Annotated in this window: 15 protein-coding genes, 1 tRNA gene and 1 pseudogene; 4 read left to right on the forward strand and 13 right to left on the reverse strand. The window is 59.0% G+C overall.

The window, feature by feature from the left end:
- The first annotated feature begins 381 nt into the window (after window positions 1-381).
- Together AC5YUO_RS19625 and AC5YUO_RS19630 are read left to right on the forward strand one after the other, a co-directional pair.
- Window positions 382-1,584, forward strand: coding sequence for a pyridoxal phosphate-dependent aminotransferase (locus AC5YUO_RS19625; protein WP_400816458.1), 1,203 nt, complete (start codon window positions 382-384; stop codon window positions 1,582-1,584).
- Window positions 1,585-1,594: 10 nt separating this feature from the next.
- Window positions 1,595-2,287 carry an SDR family NAD(P)-dependent oxidoreductase gene (locus AC5YUO_RS19630; RefSeq protein WP_496156450.1) on the forward strand — a complete coding sequence of 231 codons (693 nt, stop codon included), beginning with the start codon at window positions 1,595-1,597 and terminating at the stop codon, window positions 2,285-2,287.
- Between the two features lie 65 nt (window positions 2,288-2,352).
- On the opposite strand, the gene AC5YUO_RS19635 is transcribed toward AC5YUO_RS19630, so the two are convergent.
- The 13 genes and pseudogenes from AC5YUO_RS19635 to cpdR form a co-directional block, all read right to left on the reverse strand.
- Complete coding sequence (locus tag AC5YUO_RS19635) at window positions 2,353-3,258, reverse strand: LysR substrate-binding domain-containing protein (protein WP_003505935.1); 906 nt, start codon at window positions 3,256-3,258, stop codon at window positions 2,353-2,355.
- Between the two features lie 125 nt (window positions 3,259-3,383).
- Window positions 3,384-5,588, reverse strand: a pseudogene (locus tag AC5YUO_RS19640) (methyl-accepting chemotaxis protein).
- Between the two features lie 285 nt (window positions 5,589-5,873).
- Entirely contained in the window at window positions 5,874-7,373 is a 1,500-nt protein-coding gene (locus tag AC5YUO_RS19645; protein WP_496156451.1) for an FGGY-family carbohydrate kinase, read from the reverse strand.
- Window positions 7,366-8,208 carry a class I fructose-bisphosphate aldolase gene (locus tag AC5YUO_RS19650; RefSeq protein ID WP_496156524.1) on the reverse strand — a complete coding sequence of 281 codons (843 nt, stop codon included), beginning with the start codon at window positions 8,206-8,208 and terminating at the stop codon, window positions 7,366-7,368. The genes AC5YUO_RS19645 and AC5YUO_RS19650 overlap by 8 nt, the downstream gene beginning before the upstream one ends.
- A gap of 2 nt (window positions 8,209-8,210) precedes the next feature.
- Window positions 8,211-9,935, reverse strand: coding sequence for a glycerol-3-phosphate dehydrogenase/oxidase (locus AC5YUO_RS19655; RefSeq protein WP_496156452.1), 1,725 nt, complete (start codon window positions 9,933-9,935; stop codon window positions 8,211-8,213).
- Window positions 9,936-10,054: 119 nt separating this feature from the next.
- Window positions 10,055-11,053, reverse strand: coding sequence for an aldo/keto reductase (locus AC5YUO_RS19660; protein WP_496156453.1), 999 nt, complete (start codon window positions 11,051-11,053; stop codon window positions 10,055-10,057).
- Window positions 11,050-12,024 (reverse strand): sugar-binding transcriptional regulator, encoded by a 975-nt coding sequence (locus AC5YUO_RS19665; protein WP_496156454.1) that lies wholly within the window; start codon window positions 12,022-12,024, stop codon window positions 11,050-11,052. The genes AC5YUO_RS19660 and AC5YUO_RS19665 overlap by 4 nt, the downstream gene beginning before the upstream one ends.
- 41 nt (window positions 12,025-12,065) lie before the next feature.
- Window positions 12,066-13,067, reverse strand: coding sequence for an ABC transporter permease (locus AC5YUO_RS19670; RefSeq protein WP_496156455.1), 1,002 nt, complete (start codon window positions 13,065-13,067; stop codon window positions 12,066-12,068).
- A 12-nt stretch (window positions 13,068-13,079) separates the two neighbouring features.
- On the reverse strand, window positions 13,080-14,600 hold the full coding sequence (locus AC5YUO_RS19675; RefSeq protein ID WP_496156456.1) for a sugar ABC transporter ATP-binding protein: 1,521 nt from the start codon (window positions 14,598-14,600) through the stop codon (window positions 13,080-13,082).
- Window positions 14,601-14,670: 70 nt separating this feature from the next.
- Window positions 14,671-15,684 (reverse strand): substrate-binding domain-containing protein, encoded by a 1,014-nt coding sequence (locus tag AC5YUO_RS19680; protein ID WP_496156457.1) that lies wholly within the window; start codon window positions 15,682-15,684, stop codon window positions 14,671-14,673.
- A 324-nt stretch (window positions 15,685-16,008) separates the two neighbouring features.
- Window positions 16,009-16,245: an acyl carrier protein gene (locus tag AC5YUO_RS19685; RefSeq protein ID WP_400816590.1), complete on the reverse strand. Its 237-nt coding sequence runs from the start codon at window positions 16,243-16,245 to the stop codon at window positions 16,009-16,011.
- Between the two features lie 497 nt (window positions 16,246-16,742).
- Window positions 16,743-16,817: transfer RNA gene (locus AC5YUO_RS19690), tRNA-Val, on the reverse strand.
- Window positions 16,818-16,898: 81 nt separating this feature from the next.
- Window positions 16,899-17,261 carry a cell cycle two-component system response regulator CpdR gene (cpdR, locus tag AC5YUO_RS19695; protein ID WP_003497910.1) on the reverse strand — a complete coding sequence of 121 codons (363 nt, stop codon included), beginning with the start codon at window positions 17,259-17,261 and terminating at the stop codon, window positions 16,899-16,901.
- A 181-nt stretch (window positions 17,262-17,442) separates the two neighbouring features.
- On the opposite strand from cpdR, the gene AC5YUO_RS19700 reads away from it, so the two are divergent.
- Entirely contained in the window at window positions 17,443-18,327 is an 885-nt protein-coding gene (locus tag AC5YUO_RS19700) for an N-formylglutamate amidohydrolase (protein WP_400816479.1), read from the forward strand.
- A 318-nt stretch (window positions 18,328-18,645) separates the two neighbouring features.
- Complete coding sequence (hisN, locus tag AC5YUO_RS19705; RefSeq protein ID WP_496156458.1) at window positions 18,646-19,422, forward strand: histidinol-phosphatase; 777 nt, start codon at window positions 18,646-18,648, stop codon at window positions 19,420-19,422.
- The last annotated feature ends 6 nt before the right edge of the window (window positions 19,423-19,428 follow it).

Raw genomic sequence — 19,428 nt, forward strand, 5'->3', positions numbered from 1 at the left:
AACGAGATCGTCCAGGCCCTATGACTAGAATTTGCTGGGTGTGCTCCCTGTCGAGGTACTCGGTCTTATGCCGGCACCTGTCGCATATTTCTGCATTTTCGCGCCGGTTACCTCTCTGGGTAACATTGCCCGACGCGTCGTTCCCTTGTTGTTACGCCGAGCTTAGGGGCTAAGCCGACGGGCTGCATAATATTTTATTCCTCTGAGGTCATCGCATACGCATATGGACTGCCCACCCCATTTTTTCGGCGATGCATCAAAATCCCGTATGACCTCACATCGAAGTCGTATTGAGGAAACGGCGGAAAATTCCCGTAACCTCTTTGCATGCACTGGCGTCGCGACGATGCCTGCCTTCACCGTTACAATCGGAAATAATCCATGCCCACTATCGCCCAACGCCTCAACAACGTCACCGTGTCAGCTTCGCTCGCCATGACCCAGAAAGCTCGCGACCTCGCAGCCCAGGGCATCAAGGTCATCAGCCTGTCTTCCGGCGAGCCGGATTTTGCGACCCCCGCCCACGCGGTCGAGGCGGCGCATGCGGCGGCCCTTGCCGGCGATACGAAATACCCGCCAGCCGATGGAACGCCGGCACTACGGGCCGCAATCCAGCGGAAGTTCAAGCGCGACAATAATCTCGACTACGATCCGAGCCAGATTCTGGTGGCGGGCGGCGGCAAGCAGATCATCTTCAACGCCATCATGGCCACCTGCGACCCGGGTGACGAGGTCGTCATCCCGGCGCCGTCCTGGATCAGCTATGCGGATATCGTGAAGTTCGCGGGCGGCGTGCCGGTGCCGGTGGTTTGCCCCGAAAATAACGGTTTCCGTCTGCGCGCCGAAGATCTCGAAGCCGCCATCACCCCGAAAACAAAATGGCTGCTTTTCAACTTCCCCAATAACCCCACCGGCGCCGCCTGCTCGCGCGAGGAAATGAAGGAAATCGCCGAGGTCATGCTGCGGCATCCGCATGTCTGGATCATGACTGACGACATGTATGAGCACCTGATCTATGACGACTTCGAATTCTGCACCATCGCCGAAGTCGAACCGCGGCTTTATGATCGTGTCCTGACCGTCAACGGCGCATCGAAGGCCTATGCCATGACTGGCTGGCGCCTCGGCTTCTGCGGTGGCCCGAAGGATCTCATCAAGGCCATCAGCAACGTCAACACCCAGAACAGCGGCGGCGTCGCGACCATCGTGCAAGCCGCCGCCGTCGCGGTTCTCGACGGCCCGCAGGATCTGCTGAAGGAGCGCGCCGATATCTACAAGACGCGCCGCGACTTCGTGCTCGGCAAGCTTTCTGAAATCGAGGGTCTCCGCTGCCATAAGCCGGAAGGCGCCTTCTACATCTTCCCGAACATCGCAGCGCTGATCGGCAAGACGACGAAGGGCGGCACGAAGATCGAGAACGATACCGATTTCGTCATGGCGCTGCTCGCCGAACATCACGTTGCGACGGTGCAGGGCGCGGCTTATGGCCTGAGCCCCTTCTTCCGGCTTTCTTATGCCACCAGCATGGAGAACCTCGCCGAAGGCTGCGCGCGCATCGCCGAATTCTGCAATGGAATGAAATAGGGAGAACAGCATGTTGGGAGGAAGTGGCCGTGTCATCATGGTTTCAGGCGCATCGCGGGGTCTTGGTCTCGCGATCGCCAAAAGGCTTCACGAAGCCGGTTTCACCGTCGCGGCGGGAGCGCGAAATCCTGCCGCCGTTGCGGTGAAGGACCGGCTCTCGGCTGATCGCTACGATGCGGAAGAGGCGGGCTCGGCGGAGGCCTGGGTTGAGGCCGTTGCCGCCAGATATGGCCGGATCGACGGGCTAGTCAATTGTGCCGGCATAAACCCCAAGGTGCGGGTGATGGATGCGGGCGAAGAAAGCCTCGACCAGATGTGGCGCATCAACGTCAAGGGCCCGCTCAGGGTCACACGCGCCGCCATCCCGCACCTGGTCCGGGCAGGGCAAGGCAGGGTCATCAATGTCGCTTCGCTGGCGGGACGCCGCGTTGGCTCCAATGTCGGTTATGCGATGACGAAATTCGCCGTCGTCGCCCTCACCCATGGCATCCGCCAGGAATTGTGGGACAGCGGCGTGCGCGCCACCGCCCTCTGCCCCGGCTATATCGCAACAGACATGACAGCGGGCGAAACGGAGGTCAGCCGCGAGGATATGACCCAGCCGGACGATCTCGCCGAAATGGTGGAAACCCTGCTTCGCCTGCCGAACAACCTTTCGGTGGCCGAATTGCTGGTGAACTGCCGCAAGGAATCAATGCTTTGATCTTTTCCATGCGCGGGACCAAGCGAGTGGCCCCGCGCATGGTTTGAAAGCCGGACCGGACCCTTTTATTTCAGGGTCTCCGCCAGTTGCAGCAATATCTCCTTCACGGCAAGCGCAGGCTCGGAGAGCGGCGTATTGTCCGATACGCAGAAGGACAGCGTTTCCTCGATCATCGGACTGGCGATCTGCCGGACGACGATTTCCTCATTGGATTCCGCCACGATACGGTCGGCGATGGCCTTGGGCGTTATGGTCGCGCCGAGCCCGGCATCCACGCCGCGTGCGATGGTCCTGACCGATTCCAGCTCCGCCATGACGATCAGATCCTTGCGGCTGCGGGTGAAGGCGAGATTGATGGCGCGGCGCACGAAATTATAGGTCGGCGGCAGAAGGAAGGGCAAAAACGCCAGATCGGCGACCGTGATCGGCGCATCGCCTGGTTCCACACCGAAGCTGCGATGCACGACCAGCACGAATTCCTCCCGCAATAGTGGCGTGAACTTGACGCCCCGGATCGGCCCGGTGCCGTGGATCAAACCCATTTCCAGACGACCGTTCATGATCATCTGGCTATAGGGCTGGCTGACGCTTTCCGTGATGTGCAGCAGAATGCCGGGATGAAGCCGCTTTGTTTCCTCCATCAGACGCAACGAAAGCGTGGCGGCGCTGCTGAAAGGCGCAAGGCCCACCGATACCTTGCCGGAAAGCACGGCGCCCGCTTCCAGCGCCTCCGCCTGCGCCTGCTCCATCTGCCGCAAAATGACCTGCGCGTGCCGGTACACGACCTTGCCGGCATCGGTCATGACGACACCCTGCTGGCTTCGGGTCAGCAGTTTCTGGCGGAAATGCTCCTCGATGCTCGCCAGCTGCTGGCTGAGCGCCGGCTGGGCAATATGCAGCACATCGGCCGCTCTTGTGATGCTACCCATGTCGACAATCGTGATAAACGATTTCAGGCGCCTGATATCCATCTGCTGTTGATCATCCCATTACTGCTTGCAGGAATAAGATGCTCAATTTGCAGACAAAGTCCATCTTCCATTTCCCTGCCGTCCCCGTCAGCGCGCCGACCGAGAGAACCCCACAAGGCGGCCAATCAGGCCGCCCTCAGAGAACCCCGATGGGCACCCATTCGCTGGCCGAGCTCGAACTGGCCGAGCAACCGGTTCAGCGCGTCAACCTCCGTCGCCAGCGTGTGGCTTGCGGCGGTCATCTCCTCGACCATCGCGGCATTTTTCTGCGTGTCCTGATCCATCTGGTTGACGGCGACGTTGATCTGCTGAAGGCCGGACGACTGTTCCTGCGCGGATTCCACGATCGCGGCGACATGCTGGTTGATCTCCTGCACTTCCGCGACAATGACGTCGAGCGCCTTGCCGGTATCTCCGACGAGATGCACGCCCTCTTCGACCTGCTGGTTCGACTTGGTGATCAGCGACTTGATTTCCTTCGCCGCAGCGGCGGAGCGTTGGGCAAGTTCACGCACCTCCTGCGCCACCACGGCAAAACCCTTGCCCGCCTCGCCGGCACGCGCTGCTTCCACACCGGCATTGAGCGCCAGCAAATTCGTCTGGAAGGCGATCTCGTCGATCACGCCGATGATGCTGGAAATCTCGTTCGACGATTTCTCGATCCGCTCCATCGCCAGCACGGCCTGACGCACGACCTCGCCCGACCGTTCCGCCCCGATGCGTGTGCGGGAAACGAGCCGGCCCGCCTCATGTGCGCGGTTCGCAGCGTCCTTTACCGTTGTCGTAATCTCCTCGAGGGCCGCGGCGGTTTCTTCAACGGCCGCCGCCTGCTGCTCGGTTCGCCGCGCCAGATCATCGGACGCCGCCTTGATTTCATTGGCGCCAGCGTCGATGCCGGAGGCATTTTCCGATACCCGCAGAAGCGCATCCTGCAATTTTCAGGCCGAGCCGTTAAAATCGCTCCGCACCGCGTCGAGCTGCTCGACGAAGGGATCGTCGATCCGACAGGACACATCGCCGTCGGCAAGCTTCGCCAGAGCATAAGCCAGGCTGTCGACGGCGAAGCGGATGTTGCCCGCCTCATCGGCAGCCTTGCGTTCCCGGGCCGCACGTTCTTCTTCACCAAGCGTGCGGTTGGTTTCGGCCTGCTGCTCCAGCGAGGCCTTTTGCCGATTGTTTTCGCGCAGAACATCAAGCGAGCGCGCAAGATCGCCGATTTCGTCCCTTGTCCCGATATCCTTCAGTGTCAGCTGAAGATTTCCCTGTGCAATCTGTGCGGTCTCATCGATGATATTGGCGATGCGCCCGATGAACCGCCGCGCAATGAACCATCCCGCCAGCGCCAGCAGCACGGTGGCCGTGACGATCGTGACCGCAGCGTCACGCATCATGGCATGCAGCTGCGCAAACACCGTTTCTTCCGGCACCGAGATGATTGCGTACCATTTCATGTCCTGGGTAAGCATGACGGGCAAGGCGATGGCAAAGGACGCCGTTCCGTCCGGTGCAGCGATCTCGCGCTCCGCACCGGGATTGGCAATCAGCTGGTCCCAGCCAGCGGTCTGCGCACCGCCATCCGCAAGGCTTTTCCCCATGATCGCCGCATCCGGATGGCTGATGATCTTGCCGCCGCCGCTGACCAGACTGACGAAACCCGTTCCCATGGGCCGCACGGTCGAAAGCGCCTTGCTCGTTTCATCGAGCGACAGGTCGAGGCCGGCAACCCCCACAGGCTTGCCATCGACCATAACCGGCTTGGCAATCGAGGTAATCAGAACCTCCTTGCCGTCGATTGCGTAAGGATAGGGTTCCACGACCACCGTTTTCTTCAGGGTGAAGGGCAATTGATAATAATCGCCCGGGCCTGCAGTGGCATAGTCGGTCAATGCGGTATTGCCTATTTTACCTCCGCTGCGCACCCAATAGGGTATATACCGACCGGTCGCATCATGCCCTTCCCTGTTGGCGAAATCCGCATCCTTGCCGTCAAACGCATTTGGCTCCCATCCCGTCCAGAGACCCAGGATATCGGGGTTATTTGCCAGCATGTGGTGAATGATCCGATCCGCCTTACCCCGGTCGGCATCACCTGACTGTTTCATCGATTCCAGAACCGATGCAAGGCTGTTGACGATATGAATGGTGCCGCCGATATTCTTTTCGGTCACCAGAGCTTCAGTATGGGCGATCTGCCGCATACGCTCGAGACTGTTGGCCCTCGTATCCTCAAGCGACCGATAAAACAGCACGGCCGAGGCCGCGATCGTAGCAAAGACACCGCATGCGGCGACCGCAAAAATATTCCGCCCTGTTGTCGATTTAAAAAGCATGCCCCATCCCCCAAAAACTGTGCCGCGACGGTAGCGAGAGTTACGGGTGCGTGCGCAACTGTTGGCGACCTGGCTGGAGGATAAGATTATGAAGCTATGTTTAAAAATTACTTTCTATTTTATCTTTTAATCGGCATAGAAAACATCAATACTTTATAAGGTTGTAATATTAGAGTATATACAAACTATTGCGCGATTTTTTCTTTTCCTGCGCAGATATTTGCTCTCCGCGCAGGGCTCTGCTTGATGCGGGCGCACGCGATTGCGCCCTACCGAAGCCGGGAACTATTGCGGTAACCGCAAAGCGCTCCAGAAGCCACGCAACTGTCCGGTCAATTCCTGATAGAGACCGTAGCGTCGCCGATAGTGCGAGACTTGCGCAGCATCCGGCCGGTAAGCATTTGCGACCCTTGTCATCGCCGCAACCGCCTCCTCATAATCAGGATAAAGCCCAATCGCCACAGCCGCACCAATGGCTGCCCCGAGCGCGCCCGTCTCGCGGGCCTCTGCGACGCGCAGCGGAATTTCCAGAACGTCCGCCATGATCTGCGGCCAATGCTGGCTGCGGGAACCGCCGCCGGACATCACGGCGCTTTCAACCGGCAGTCCGGCTTCGCGCAGGACACCGATATGGCGGCGATGTTCGAAACACACGCCTTCAAACAGGGCGCGCAACATATGGCCTTCGCCATGCCACCCTGCCAAACCGTAAAAGCCGCCACGGAATTCCGCACCCAGTCGCGAGCCGAAAATGAACGGATGAAAGAACGGATCGTCAGCGCGCGGCGTGACGGAGCCGACCAATTCATTGCAGCGCTCGAAGGCGTGGTCGCCATGGTCACCGCGAACACGGTGCACGTACCATTCCAGATTGGCGGCGGAAGTGGCGCTGGATTCGATATTGACATAGCGATCACGGCCAAAGGTCGTGACCATGAAGACATCGGGACTGATGACCGGCTTATCCGCGAAAACCTGATTGATGCTCCAGGTGCCGGCGATGATGGAGGCTTCCCCGGCATTGATGACGCCCGACCCCATGGCGCTGGAGACCACATCGAAGAAACCACCAATGACGGGCGTGCCTTCGGGCAGCCCCGTCATAGCAGCAGCCTCGCCCGTGACATGGCCGACAATGTCAGCCGATTCCACGCGACGAGGAAAAAACGCGAACGCGTCCTCAAGATCGTAAAGCGACAGAAGCGCACGGTCGAGCCGCGCTTCCGGCAAGGCAAGCAGCCCCGCGCCGCTGAGATCGGAAATATCATTGGCAAGGCACCCCGTCAGGCGGAAATTGACGAAATCCTTGCAGAACAGAACCGTACCCGTCTGGGCATAGAGATCGGGTGCATGTCGCTTCACCCAAGCCAGAAGGCTGGGTGTTTGCGCAGGCCATGGCCGCTGCAGGCAACGGGCCTGCAATTGTGCTCCGCTTTTCCGGTCAAGCTCGGCCGACACATCGGCAGCGCGGCTGTCGAGCGACTGGATGCCGATCAGGGGCTGCCGGTCCCTGTCCAGAAGGTAAAGGCCATTGCCGTGGCCGGCACAGCCCACCGCCAGGATGCTGCGGGGATCGACGGACGATTTCACCAGAAGCTGGCGGATCGCCTCGCAGCCGTTCCGCCACAATTCCTCGAGATCGCGCTCGACATAGCCGGGCTGCGGAAATGTCGACTGTCCGTCGATGGCGTGTTGCGCAACCTGCCGGCCTGCCGTGTCGAACAACACCGCCTTGATGACCGTGTTGCCGACATCGAGACCCAATATGTGATTTTTATCAGCCACGATTATAGATATCCCATGCTTCCTCACCACCCGCACCCTGATGGATGATGGCCATCAACGCCGCAACGACGGCCCTGGGATTGTCGTGCTGGTAGATATTGCGCCCGTAAACCATTCCGTCCGCACCCTCGGCCACCAGAGCCGCCGATTTCGCCAGCACATTGCGCAAGTCCTCACGTCCCCCGCCCCGCACCAGCACCGGGCACCGCGCCGCTTCGATCACCCTGTGAAAATCACGCGGATCGCTGGTCGGATCAGCCTTGATGATATCGGCTCCCATTTCCGAGGCAAGGCGTACCAGCGTGACGATCTTTTCGGCATCGCCATCCACCTGATAACCGCCGCGCACATCGTTGGGCAGCATCACCAGCGGCTCGATCATCAGCGGCATGCCGAAACGATGGCAATCTGCCCGCACACGGCTGATGTTTTCGACGCATTGACGAAACAGGTCCGGCTCGTCCGGCAGCATGAACAGGTTCACGACGACGCAGGCGGCATCCATTTCCAACGCACCGATGATCGGATCATGATGGTTCTGGAGCTGCGACCACATGGTTCTGTGGCGCGTGGAATTATAGGGATTGCCCATATCGATACGCATGACGAGAGCCGGCTTGTCGCGCTCCGGCCTCTGCTGCAGCAGATCCGCCTGCCCATAGGCCATCTGGATGGCATCGGGACCAGCCTCGACCAGCCTGTCCACGGTCTGCGCCATATCCTCCAGCCCGACGAGGAAGCTCGGCTCGTTGCAAACCCCGTGATCAATGGCCACATCCAGGCAGCCGCCATTACGGAACAGCCGGTTCATGCGCGCCTTTTTCGAAATTCGCATCATCATGCATTCTCCTTGCATCTGTGTTGAAGCATTGCCGGCGTGACCCCGTAAAAAGTCGCCAGCTCATGGATAAGCCGCTGCCGTTCCGCCGCCGCCTGGGCGGGCGGCCAGCCCAGTTCGCGGGCCGCAACGGCGAGGATCGCGTCGATCAGATCGGCATCGATGAAGCCGGTGATGGCGAGCGTCGTGCGCCGCAGGACGAGATCGGTCAGGTGTCGCACGTGTTCGAAGCGGATCAGCCAGATCACCTCCGCGGCCGTTATCAGCGATTTTTCTGAAAGCGGCGCATCATCCGCACGGTCCCGGCAAAAGCCCATCAGATCGAAGGCGCGGGAACCGTAAGCCAGAGCCAGATGCTCCGCCCGGTCTCCGGCAATCGAAAACTCTTCCATCAGCAAGGCGGGCAGGCTACCAGCGCCAATGGGAAAATTCCTGCCGCCGCCAATTGCGCGGTCCATGGTGCCGGTCAGCCGTTTGCGTCCGAGAAAGGCCAAAACCTCGTCGGTCACCTGTTCGCCAAAAGCTCTGAAGGTGGTCCACTTGCCGCCGATCATACAGAGTTGCGGCGGATCACCCGCAACGCGGTGGATGAAATGGCTGCGGGATATTCTTCCGGTGAAGGCGGCATCGCTGCGCGGCAACGGGCGGATGCCGCTGAAACTGAAGACGATGTCGGAATGGGCGATGGCAATCTGCGGAAAGACCTGGCGGATCGCGTCCAGAATATAATCCCGTTCCTCGGGCTCGCAGCGCACCCGCTCGGGGCGATCCACCTTGATATCGGTGGAGCCCGCGAGAACCCGGCCGAGATAGGGAAAGAGGATACAGACGCGATTATCGTCATTCTCGAAGAAGATCATATGGCCGTTCAGGGCCTTCAAAAGTGCCTCGTTGGCGATGATCAGATGTGAACCCTTGGTTCCGGAGACAGTTGGTTTTACTGTCTCCGCCACCGGGGCAACGGTCAGCGCGCCAATCGTCTCGTCGATCCAGGCGCCGGTCGCATTGACAATGATCCTTGGGCGCACGGCGAAGGTTTCATCCTTGTCCTCCAGCCGAAGACGATATTCATCGTCAAAACGGACAAGCTCCGCATAATTGAGCGCAATGCTTTGCGGCGCATCGGCGCGGGTGTCGATCAGAAGCTCCAGCGCAAGCCGTTCGGGCTGGCTGATCCACGCATCGTAGTAGGTGGCGGAATATCTGATGTCCGGCGTCAGATCCGGCCAATGCTGCAGGGTCGCCGGTGCGCCGCGAAATGTATGACGGGGCAGGATGCGGTTTTTGCGGGTGACGAAATCATAGAGCATCAGACCCGCCTTGATGGCGAGAGCGCCCCGGCTTGCGGGTTTTCCGCCGGAGCCGGCAAAGGTTGCCGCCGCATTGAACAGGCCACTGAAAGTCGAAAAGATCGGGATCGTGGTCGGCAGCGGATGAACCATATGCGGCGCGAGCCTCAAAAGTGCATCCCGCTCCCGCAAAGACTCTGCCACGAGGCCGAATTCACCATTTTCGAGATAACGCAGGCCGCCATGGATCATGCGCGAAGGTGCGGCGCTGCAACCGGAGGAGAAATCGTTGCGCTCGACCAGCAGCACCCGCAGCCCCTGCAAGGCGAGATCGCGATAGGCGGCAATTCCGTTGATGCCGCCGCCGATAACGACGGCATCAAAATCACCATCGAGCCGGATGCGGCGCAGAGCGTCCTCGCGAAAACTGGGCATAGAAATACCGTTCGCTGGCGGATGACCAGCGTCCCAATGTTGTTGACCGTTTAAAGCGACGTGAGAGACGGGACGAAAATTATGCGCTGTTCGCCTGAAATCCCGTCCCAGCTACATAATCAGGTATCGAGCCCCACAAGATGCTCCGCGACACCGGCACTGATGAGCGCCAGCTCACTCTCCGTGAGGCGAAGACGCGCCGCTGCGGCGTTTTCAACCGCCTGAGCGGGATCGCGTGCGCCGCACAGCGAAAATGTTATGCCCGGCTGGGCAATCGTCCAGGCAATCACCACCTGCGCGACCGAGGCCCCGTGGGCGGCCGCCACCGGTTCCAGCACGCCCATCAACCGCGCGATTTTCTGACGGTTCGCCTGGCTGAAGCGCGGGTTGCCGTGGCGCTGGTCGTCTTCTGCAAAGACCCGCTCAGGCCCGACCTTGCCCGACAGGAGACCGAGCGCCAACGATGAATAGCTGAGAACCGAGACGGCATTCTCCCGGCAAAGCGGCAGCAGCGTCGTCTCGATATCCCGCTTCACCATGGAATATTCTTCCTGAATGGCATCCAGCGCACCGGTGGCGATATAGGCCTCGAGATCGCCGGGCGAGACGTTGCTTGCTCCGATGGAACGGATCTTCCCCTCCTCCTTCAACCGCACCAAGGCCCCGACCGTTTCGGCAATCGGCGTCGTGGCATCCTGCCAATGGGTCACGTAGTGATCGATATAGTCGGTTCCGAGCCGCTTCAGGCTTTCTTCGACCTCGTAACGAATGGAAGCGGCGCCGAGATAACGATGAACCGGTTTGCCATCCTGATGGAAGAAATAGGCACCCTCATTCACATGCCAGACGAGCCCGCACTTGCTGACCAGCACCACCTTATCGCGCCTGCCGGCTATCGACTTGCCGACGATGGTTTCCGCAAGCCCCATGCCATAGGCGGGCGCGGTGTCGATGAGGGAAATACCCGCATCGATGGAGGCCTGAATGGCGGCGATGGATTGCCGTTCGTCTGTGCCGCCCCACATCCAGCCGCCAATGGCCCAGGTGCCAAGCCCCACCACTGAAGCGTTGATGTCGCTGCCGCCGATTGTCCGGGTCAATATTGCATTATCCGTCACGAGGTTTCCCCTCCTTCATGATCCAGTAAATAGCCGGCTATCGCCTCATCCACGACGAGCGAGGTCAGATAGCGACCGGCAAGCGTGGCCGCTACAGGTCCGGCCTTGATGGCGCCTGCCGCCACACCGATGATATTCGGGCACCGGGCAAGTTGCCCGGGGTCCAGCGCCACCACGCGCGAGTTGAGATCGATGCGTGCCAGCTGCCCGTCCGCCATGGTGAGATGGGCGAGAAACTCGCCGGCAATGCCCGCATCCACCAGCGCCTGCCCGCCACGGGCCGCATCCGGCAGAAGATCGTAGTAGCCGGAACCGGGTGCCTCCACGGAGCCGATGCCGACCAGCGCCACCTGCGCCTGCCGCGCCAGATCGAACACCTCGCGGATCGATGCGACATTCATCAGGAGGTCACGCTGTTCCTCATCCTCGGCAAACAGCGGCGCATGCACGAGCGACGCGCTGCCGCCGAGTTTCTCCGCCAGTTGCGTGGCGAGATGATTGACATCCGTGTAGTGCTTGCCCTGCACGCCGCCGGTCAGCGGCACCACCCGCACATCGAAACGGCGCTCCGTCTCCAGGTTATCGACAACAGCACTCACCGCCTTGCCGCCGGTAATCGCAATCACATCGCCGTCACGGATCGTCTCCAGCAAATGGTTGGCGGCCACCCGACCCACCATCTGCAAGGCGGTTTCCGGATTATCGGAGACCGTTGGCGTCACCACCGACTGCCTGAGGCCGAAACGGCGGGTGATCTCGTTTTCGAGGTCCACGAGCCGCTGATAGGGGCTGGCGATGGTGATCTTCACCATGCCCGCCTTGCGGCCGGCCGCAATCATGCGGTTCACCTTGGTATGGGAAAGATTGAGCCGTTCGGCGATTTCCGACTGCTTCACACCCTCGATGAAATGCAGCACCAGGACGGAATACATCTGCCTCTGTTGATCGAAATCGTCCTTGATATCCAGCATAGTCGTCTTTCTCCAATTACCCTCGGGCGAGCGAAGGGCGCTCAACGGCGGCGCCTGACCAGATAGTGGTCGAACAGGACCGCGGTCAGCAATATGCTGCCCCTGATGATGTCCTGCCAGTAGACAGACACATTGAGCAAGGCAAGCGAACTGGAAACCACCGACAAAAGGATCGCCCCAAGGATCGCACCCAGAATGGTGCCCGAGCCGCCCGAAAGGCTCGCGCCGCCGATGACCGCCGCTGCAATCACGTTGAGTTCCATGCCGACACCAAAACTTGGCTGGGCGGAACCGAAACGGGCCATATAGATAACGCCTGCAACACCGCACAGCATCGAGCAGAGCGTGGTGGTGGCAAACACCACCCGGCCGACGCGGATGCCGGAATAAGCCGCGGCCTTCGGATTGCTGCCGGTATAGAACACCTTGCGGAAGGCTGTCGTGCGTCGCAGCAGCAGATCGAAAGCGACAACCACCACCGCGAAGATGATCAGCACCAGCGGAATGCCGCCAAGCGCGCCCTGACCGATGAACTTGAATTCCGGCGGCAGGGAATAGAGCCCAAGCGGCCGCCCGCCCGTTGCCAGCAGGCATACGCCGCGCGCAATCACCATGACGCCGAGCGATACGATGAAATGATGCAGGCCTATGACGGTGGTCAGGAATCCCATGGCCATGCCGATCAACGTCGTGAGGCAGATTGCGAGGCCCGCCGCCACCCAGGGGTCGACGCCGTTGAGGAAGAGCCAGCCGGCCGCCACCATCGCAAGCGCCGTGACGGAGCCGACCGAAAGATCGATGCCGCCGGAGATCAGCAGGATCGTCATGCCCACCACGACGATGCTTTCGATGGCGAAGACCATGGCCATGGCCCGCAGATTGTCCACGGTCAGGAAATACGGCGATATGAACGACATCACCGCAAAAAGCGCGAGGATGATAACGATCAGCCCGGTTTCCCGCGCCTTGAGCGCCGGCTCCCACCAGGCCGCGCGGCGAACCGCCGTCTCGGCAAGGCTTGAAGGTGTTTCCGATGTTGCCATTTTCCCGCTCCCTCAGGCCCTTTCCGGGCTATGCACAATATTGATCGATGCGAGCTGCATGATCTTTTCCTCCGTCATGTCGTCGCCCTCGACCTCACCCGTGATCCGCCCCTCGCGCACGACCAGCACGCGGTCGCTGACGCCGATGAGTTCCGGCAATTCCGAGGAGATGACGACCACGCCGACCCCTTCACGCGCCAGTTCCCGTATCTGGCGGTGGATTTCCGCTTTGGCGCCCACATCCACCCCGCGAGTCGGCTCATCCAGAAAGATGACCTCCGGCTCCACCGACAGCATCTTGGCCAGCGCCACCTTCTGCTGGTTGCCGCCGCTCAAGGTCGAGACGGCATCACCAACGCTGTTTGCCCGCAATTTCAGCCGGTGCCCGAGTTCGTCGGCGCGCTTCATCTCCTTGCGCCGCTCGATGAAGCCCATGCCGTTCGATATCCTGCCGATATCGAGTGCGGAAACATTGGAAGCGATGGACATGTTGAGGAACAATCCCTCGCCCTTGCGATCCTCGGAGAGATAGACCAGCCCCTCGCGGATGCTATCCCGATAGTCTTTGAGCTTCAGCGGCCGGCCACGCAGCGTAACCTCGCCTCTCGGTTTTCCCTCCAGCCGGCAGACGGCCCGCGCAATCTCGCTGCGGCCCGCGCCGATCAGCCCGGCGAGCCCAAGAATTTCGCCTCGGCGCAGGTCGAAATCGACATCGAAAACGCGCCTTCCTTCATTCAGGCCTCGAACCGAGAGAATGACGTCGTCCGATTTTTCATCGTCCGAAAGCTTTGGCGGATAGAGCTTGTCGAGAACCCGTCCGACCATGCTGTTGACGACTTCCTCCGGGGAAATATCGGCAATATTCTCCGTCCTGATATGGCAGCCGTCGCGCATGACGGTGATGCGGTCGCAATGCTCGAAAATCTCCGCCATACGGTGAGAAATATAGATGATGGCGATGCCGCGCGCCGCCAGCCGGTGCATGATCTTGAAAAGCGTCTGCGCCTCGGTCTCGGTAAGTGCCGCCGTCGGCTCGTCGAGGATCAGGATACGGCAATCGAGCGTCAGTGCCTTGGCGATCTCGACGATCTGCTGCTGCGAAATCGACAGGTCGCCGGCCCTTCGGGCGGGATCTATATCGCCGATCTCCCGCAGCACCTTTGCCGCCCGCTTTTCCAGATCGCGATAATTCATGAACCAGGAACGGCTTTGGCCGGTCTGCGACATGAACATGTTTTCGGCGACCGAAATCTCCGGGCAGAGCGCGATCTCCTGATGCACGAAACCGATGCCGAGCCGGTTCGCCGCATTGGGCGAGGATATCTTGACCGCTTTGCCGTCCAGCACGATTTCCCCGCCATCCGGCTGCAGGATGCCGTCGATGATATGCATCAGCGTCGACTTGCCGGCACCGTTTTCACCCGCCAGCGCGTGGATTTCGCCGCGTCGCAGCTCCAGCGCCGCATTGCGCAGCGCCCGCACGGGGCCGAACGCCTTGTGAATATTCGTCATGCTGAGGATGACCTCACCCATCACGCCCTCCCGAACCTGCTTCCCCTTGTGGCCGGCGAGGCGCAAACCTCGCCGGGTCCAGAGCGACGCGTCAGCGCCCCTTCATATAGTCGTTGAGATCGAAGGAAGCGGCGTTCGCCTTGGTGATGACAGCAAAACCATTGTCCATCGAAGGAACCTGCATCGGGTTGAAGCCGGAAACCTTGTAGTCGTTGAACGGGTCGATCAGATCCGAATGGGCGCCGAGAAACGTGTTCATGAAGCCCATGAAGCCCTGAACCCCCTGATTGGGATTGATGGACATGTAGATATTGCCCTGCTTGATATGCTCCAGCGTGGCCGGGGTGATATCCGCATGCAGGATCAGGACCTTCTTCTTCGCCTCAAGGACCGCAGCCGTCGCGCCTTCGGCCGAACCGGCTTCGGGAATCCACAGGGCACCCAGATTGGGATTGGCCTGCAACAATGCGCCGACCGCCTGGTAGGCAAGGTTCGAATCCTGATTGGTCGCCTGACGGCCGACCAGCTTCATCTGCGGATAGGTGCGCCCCATATAGTCGATGAGGGCCGTGACGCGCAGATCGTGGTTGCTCTGTCCCGGATTTTCCAGAACGGCATATTCACCTTTTTCGCCGAGTTTCTTGACGATTTCGTCAGCCGCGAATTTCGCCTCGGCAACATTGTCAGAGGTGATATAGGCGGTGCGCTTCGACTTCGGAGAATCCGCCGCAAAAGTCGTCACCGAAACGCCGGAGCCGATCGCCTTGTTGATCGGCTCGATAAAGGGATCGGCCTGCATCGGGTGCAGCAGAATGCCTTTCGGCTTCTTCACCAGTTCCTGCTCGAAAGATGCGATCTGCTTGGTGATGTCATATTCCGGGGTGCCGGTGAAAACGGCCTCGCAGCCGAGCGCCTTTGCGGCCTGCTTGAACCCCTCGAAGACCGGCACCCAATAGGGGTGGCTGGAAACCATGACGTTCATCACATAGGTCTCACCCGGCTCGCAGGCAAACTTGCCCGCAGCAACGGCCTGTGAACCGGCACCAGCGGAAATCGCCACGGCTAAAACACCCGCGGCAACGGTCGATTTCAGAAAAGCCAACATATTCCCCTCCCAAGGACAATGACTTAGTCCGCAATAAATTTTATTGGATGTAATTTATTGCATGACAACTGGGATAGCCGGAAACCGAACAGCCGTCAATGCCTTTGAATTTTATTTTATAACGTGAAATTTATTGCGATCTATTCGGAGAAGAAGGGATCTCAGGTGGGACCTGGCCGAGAAGCGGCGGGGTGAACAGCGCCTAATCGGCATCCAGCAAATAAAGGATGAATTTGTGGAGGACATAAGCGCCGGCAATGGCGGGGACGAAATAGATGAAGGGATGGACTATCGCCATATCGAACGCACCTTTTCGAGATCGGGCTAAGTCGTTGCCAGCTGAATGAAGCGAATGGCATCACCGACAGTGGAAAGACTGTCTGCGGCGGCATCGGGAATTTCGATGCCAAATTCCTCTTCGATCTCCATGACGATCTGAACGACCTCAAGCGAATCCGCATTCAGATCTTCGGAAAAATTCGCCGTATCGATTATTTTATCATCCGCTATTCCGAGTTGCTCGCCGATGATTTTTGTCACCCGGTTTCTTATCTCGGATATTGCGGTATCTGTCGTGACCGAAAAACTCACCATCTCGACTCCGAGTTCCTGTCTTCCCTGCTGACGTCATCCGACATCCACCGATAAAAGACGAAAATTCCCATTGCGAGGACAACAAGGGATATGAGGCTACCCAGGTTCGACATTGCTCTCTCATTTCTACCCCCCGATAAAATCTAAGCTTCGAAAGGCATGACAGGCAATGAGGATTTTGTAATTTATTGTTGCATAACCGGCATTTAGATCGCCCTTTATCTCAGAACTTTTCCGGTTTTTGGGGAATTGTATCCGGCTCGCAGGCCGCACCGCAGTGGCATGGATAGCCATGCTTCATCCGGCCATAAGCGAAATATTGGGGACGGCTTGATGGTGGCAAGTCACGCAGGCGCTGGATCGCATGTTCGGGAAAACATTTTCGGCAGACCCGCCAAATCCAAAAGCCAAAATGTAAAAAGGCCCTGCGATATCTCGCAAGGCCTTGATACTAAAAATTCGGATGGTGGGCGTGACAGGGATTGAACCTGTGACCCCTACGATGTCAACGTAGTGCTCTCCCGCTGAGCTACACGCCCTCCGTGGCGGCGGATAGACCACAAAACCGGTTCATGCGTCAACTGCTTTTTTTCGGTTTTGTGAAGGTTTTTTGAGAGGCCTTACGCCACAAGGAGTTTGTTGACCTCATCCACCAGATCGCGCAGATGGAACGGCTTGGAAAGCACCTTGGCGTCCTTCGGAGCCTTCGAATCGGCGTTCAATGCAACGGCGGCAAAGCCGGTGATGAACATCACCTTGAGGTCGGGATCGAGTTCGGTCGCGCGCCGCGCAAGTTCGATGCCATCCATTTCGGGCATAACAATATCGGTCAGCAGCAGCGAAAATGGTTCTTCGCGAAGCCGGTCATAGGCGCTTGCGCCATTATCGAAGGAAGAAACCTTGTAACCGGCTTTTTCCAGCGCCTTAACGAGGAAGCGGCGCATATCGTTGTCGTCTTCAGCGAGAAGAATTTTCTGATTCATCATAAGTGACCGTAACTGCTCAATGTTTGGAATACCCTAGCCCGATTATAGGATTTTCACGGTAAATATCCTGTGAACGTGTGAATCGGTATAGCGCTGCTTGGGCGATAGTATGGACTTGCCGCACCGTAACTGGCAACATGAACATCCCGATTGTTTGCGACATGGTAAATGGCACTGAATGGACTGGGTAACGGGTGAATATGAGCTGTTTGAAGTAACGGAACCTGCCGTTCAAACCCTGCCATTCGTCTATAATTCCCCCCATAGCGGCCGCTGCTACCCCATTTCCTTCCTGGAATCGGCGCGACTCGATTCGCATGAGATTCGCCGCTCGGAAGATCACTTCGTCGACGAGCTGTTCGCGGCAGCACCGGAGATCGGCGCGCCGCTTCTGAAAGCGAATTTTCCGCGCGCCTATCTGGACGTCAATCGCGAGCCCTACGAACTCGATCCCCGCATGTTCGAAGGCACGCTTCCGCCTTATGCCAATATCGGCTCCATGCGGGTCGCCGGCGGTCTCGGAACCGTGCCGCGCATCGTCGCCGAGAATATGGATATCTACGCCCACCGCCTGCCGGTCGACGAGGCGCTTTCGCGGATTGAGACGATCTACAAGCCCTATCATGCCTGCCTGCGCCGCCTTTTATCCCGCACCCACGCCAATTTCGGAATGGCGGTGCTGATCGATTGCCATTCCATGCCGGGCAATATCCGCGTTGCCGGCTCGAATCTGCGGCCGGATGTGATTATCGGTGATCGCTATGGCACCAGCGCATCCCAGGAAGTCTCCCGCGCCGCCCTGCATTTTCTTGAGGAACTGGGTTTCATCGCGGTCTGCAACAAACCCTATGCCGGCGGCTTCATCACCGAACATTATGGCCGGCCCATCCGCTCTCTCCATGCGCTGCAGATCGAAGTCAACCGGGCGCTTTACGTGGATGAAAAGACGCTTTTGAAAAAAGCCGATTTTCCCGCCATTCAGGCATCGCTTGAAATCTTCATGCGCCAGCTCGGCGCCTTCGTTTCCGAATACGCGATAGAAACGTCGCTCGCTGCCGAATAACGGCTCGAATTACCCGCTCTTTCAACCTTTACCCAAGATCATCTGGCGGCCCGCCGGACAAAAAAAACCGCGCCTTGGCGCGGTCAAGTCTAGGGAGGAAACACCCAAGGAGGGTATTTACAGTCAAAGACTGTAGGATCACGCTACGCAGTAACTGCACAATTGTCAATCATTTTATTTTATGCATATTTTTTAGGCTTATGCCGAAAATATGGAAACGCCGACCCCCTTATCCGTATGAGTGGACGGCGGATGTGATTCCGGTCTATGCATTGCGCCACAGAATTCAGACCCAATATTCAGGCAATGAGGTTTCGCATGCTGCCCGACCGGGATTTCTTCTTCAAACTTGCCGATGCCGCCAGCGCAGAAACGCTTCCCCGCTTCCGCACGGGCATTGCCGTCACCAACAAACAGGATGGTGGCTACGATCCGGTGACGGAAGGCGATCAGGCAGCGGAAACCGCCATTCGCGCGCTTATCGAAGAACGTTTTCCAGAGCATGGCATTCTGGGCGAAGAACACGGCAATATCGGCCTCGACCGTGACCATATCTGGGTCATAGACCCGATTGACGGCACCCGCGCCTTCATTTCCGGCGTGCCGGTCTGGGGCACGCTGATCGGCTTCCAGTCGGCCGGCCGGGCCACTATGGGCATCATGGACCAGCCCTTCACCAAGGAGCGCTATTTCGCCGATGGCGAAGCAGCCTGGTATTTCGGGCCGGATGGCGAGCGGAAAATACGCACGCGCGACTGTGCTTCGTTATCAGATGCCTTGATGTTCACCACCAGCCCCCACATCTTCACTGCGGAAGAAAAGCCCTGTTACGAAAAAGTGCAGGATCAGGTCCGCCTTTTCCGCTACGGCGTGGATTGTTACGCCTATTGCCTGCTTGCCGCCGGCCATGTCGATCTGGTGATTGAATCCGGCCTGAAGCCCTATGATGTCGGCGCGTTGATCCCCGTGATCGAACAGGCCGGCGGCATCATGACCACCTGGGATGGCGGACGTCCGGAAAATGGCGGCCGCATCCTCGCGGCCGGCTCAAAGGCGGTACACGAACAGGCACTCGCCATTCTCTCGAAGCTCTAAGGCAGC

This window comes from Agrobacterium sp. LEGMi-208b, from assembly GCF_059511785.1.

Bases quoted from the DNA above. Each gene is read 5' to 3' on its own strand.
- AC5YUO_RS19635 (WP_003505935.1), bottom strand. From the start codon at position 3,258: ATGGATATCAGGCGCCTGAAATCGTTTATCACGATTGTCGACATGGGT.
- cpdR (WP_003497910.1), bottom strand. From the start codon at position 17,261: ATGAATCAGAAAATTCTTCTCGCTGAAGACGACAACGATATGCGCCGC.
- AC5YUO_RS19625 (WP_400816458.1), top strand. From the start codon at position 382: ATGCCCACTATCGCCCAACGCCTCAACAACGTCACCGTGTCAGCTTCG.
- AC5YUO_RS19670 (WP_496156455.1), bottom strand. From the start codon at position 13,067: ATGGCAACATCGGAAACACCTTCAAGCCTTGCCGAGACGGCGGTTCGC.
- AC5YUO_RS19675 (WP_496156456.1), bottom strand. From the start codon at position 14,600: ATGGGTGAGGTCATCCTCAGCATGACGAATATTCACAAGGCGTTCGGC.
- AC5YUO_RS19665 (WP_496156454.1), bottom strand. From the start codon at position 12,024: ATGCTGGATATCAAGGACGATTTCGATCAACAGAGGCAGATGTATTCC.
- AC5YUO_RS19650 (WP_496156524.1), bottom strand. From the start codon at position 8,208: ATGCGAATTTCGAAAAAGGCGCGCATGAACCGGCTGTTCCGTAATGGC.
- AC5YUO_RS19630 (WP_496156450.1), top strand. From the start codon at position 1,595: ATGTTGGGAGGAAGTGGCCGTGTCATCATGGTTTCAGGCGCATCGCGG.
- AC5YUO_RS19700 (WP_400816479.1), top strand. From the start codon at position 17,443: ATGGACTGGGTAACGGGTGAATATGAGCTGTTTGAAGTAACGGAACCT.
- hisN (WP_496156458.1), top strand. From the start codon at position 18,646: ATGCTGCCCGACCGGGATTTCTTCTTCAAACTTGCCGATGCCGCCAGC.
- AC5YUO_RS19680 (WP_496156457.1), bottom strand. From the start codon at position 15,684: ATGTTGGCTTTTCTGAAATCGACCGTTGCCGCGGGTGTTTTAGCCGTG.
- AC5YUO_RS19655 (WP_496156452.1), bottom strand. From the start codon at position 9,935: ATGCCCAGTTTTCGCGAGGACGCTCTGCGCCGCATCCGGCTCGATGGT.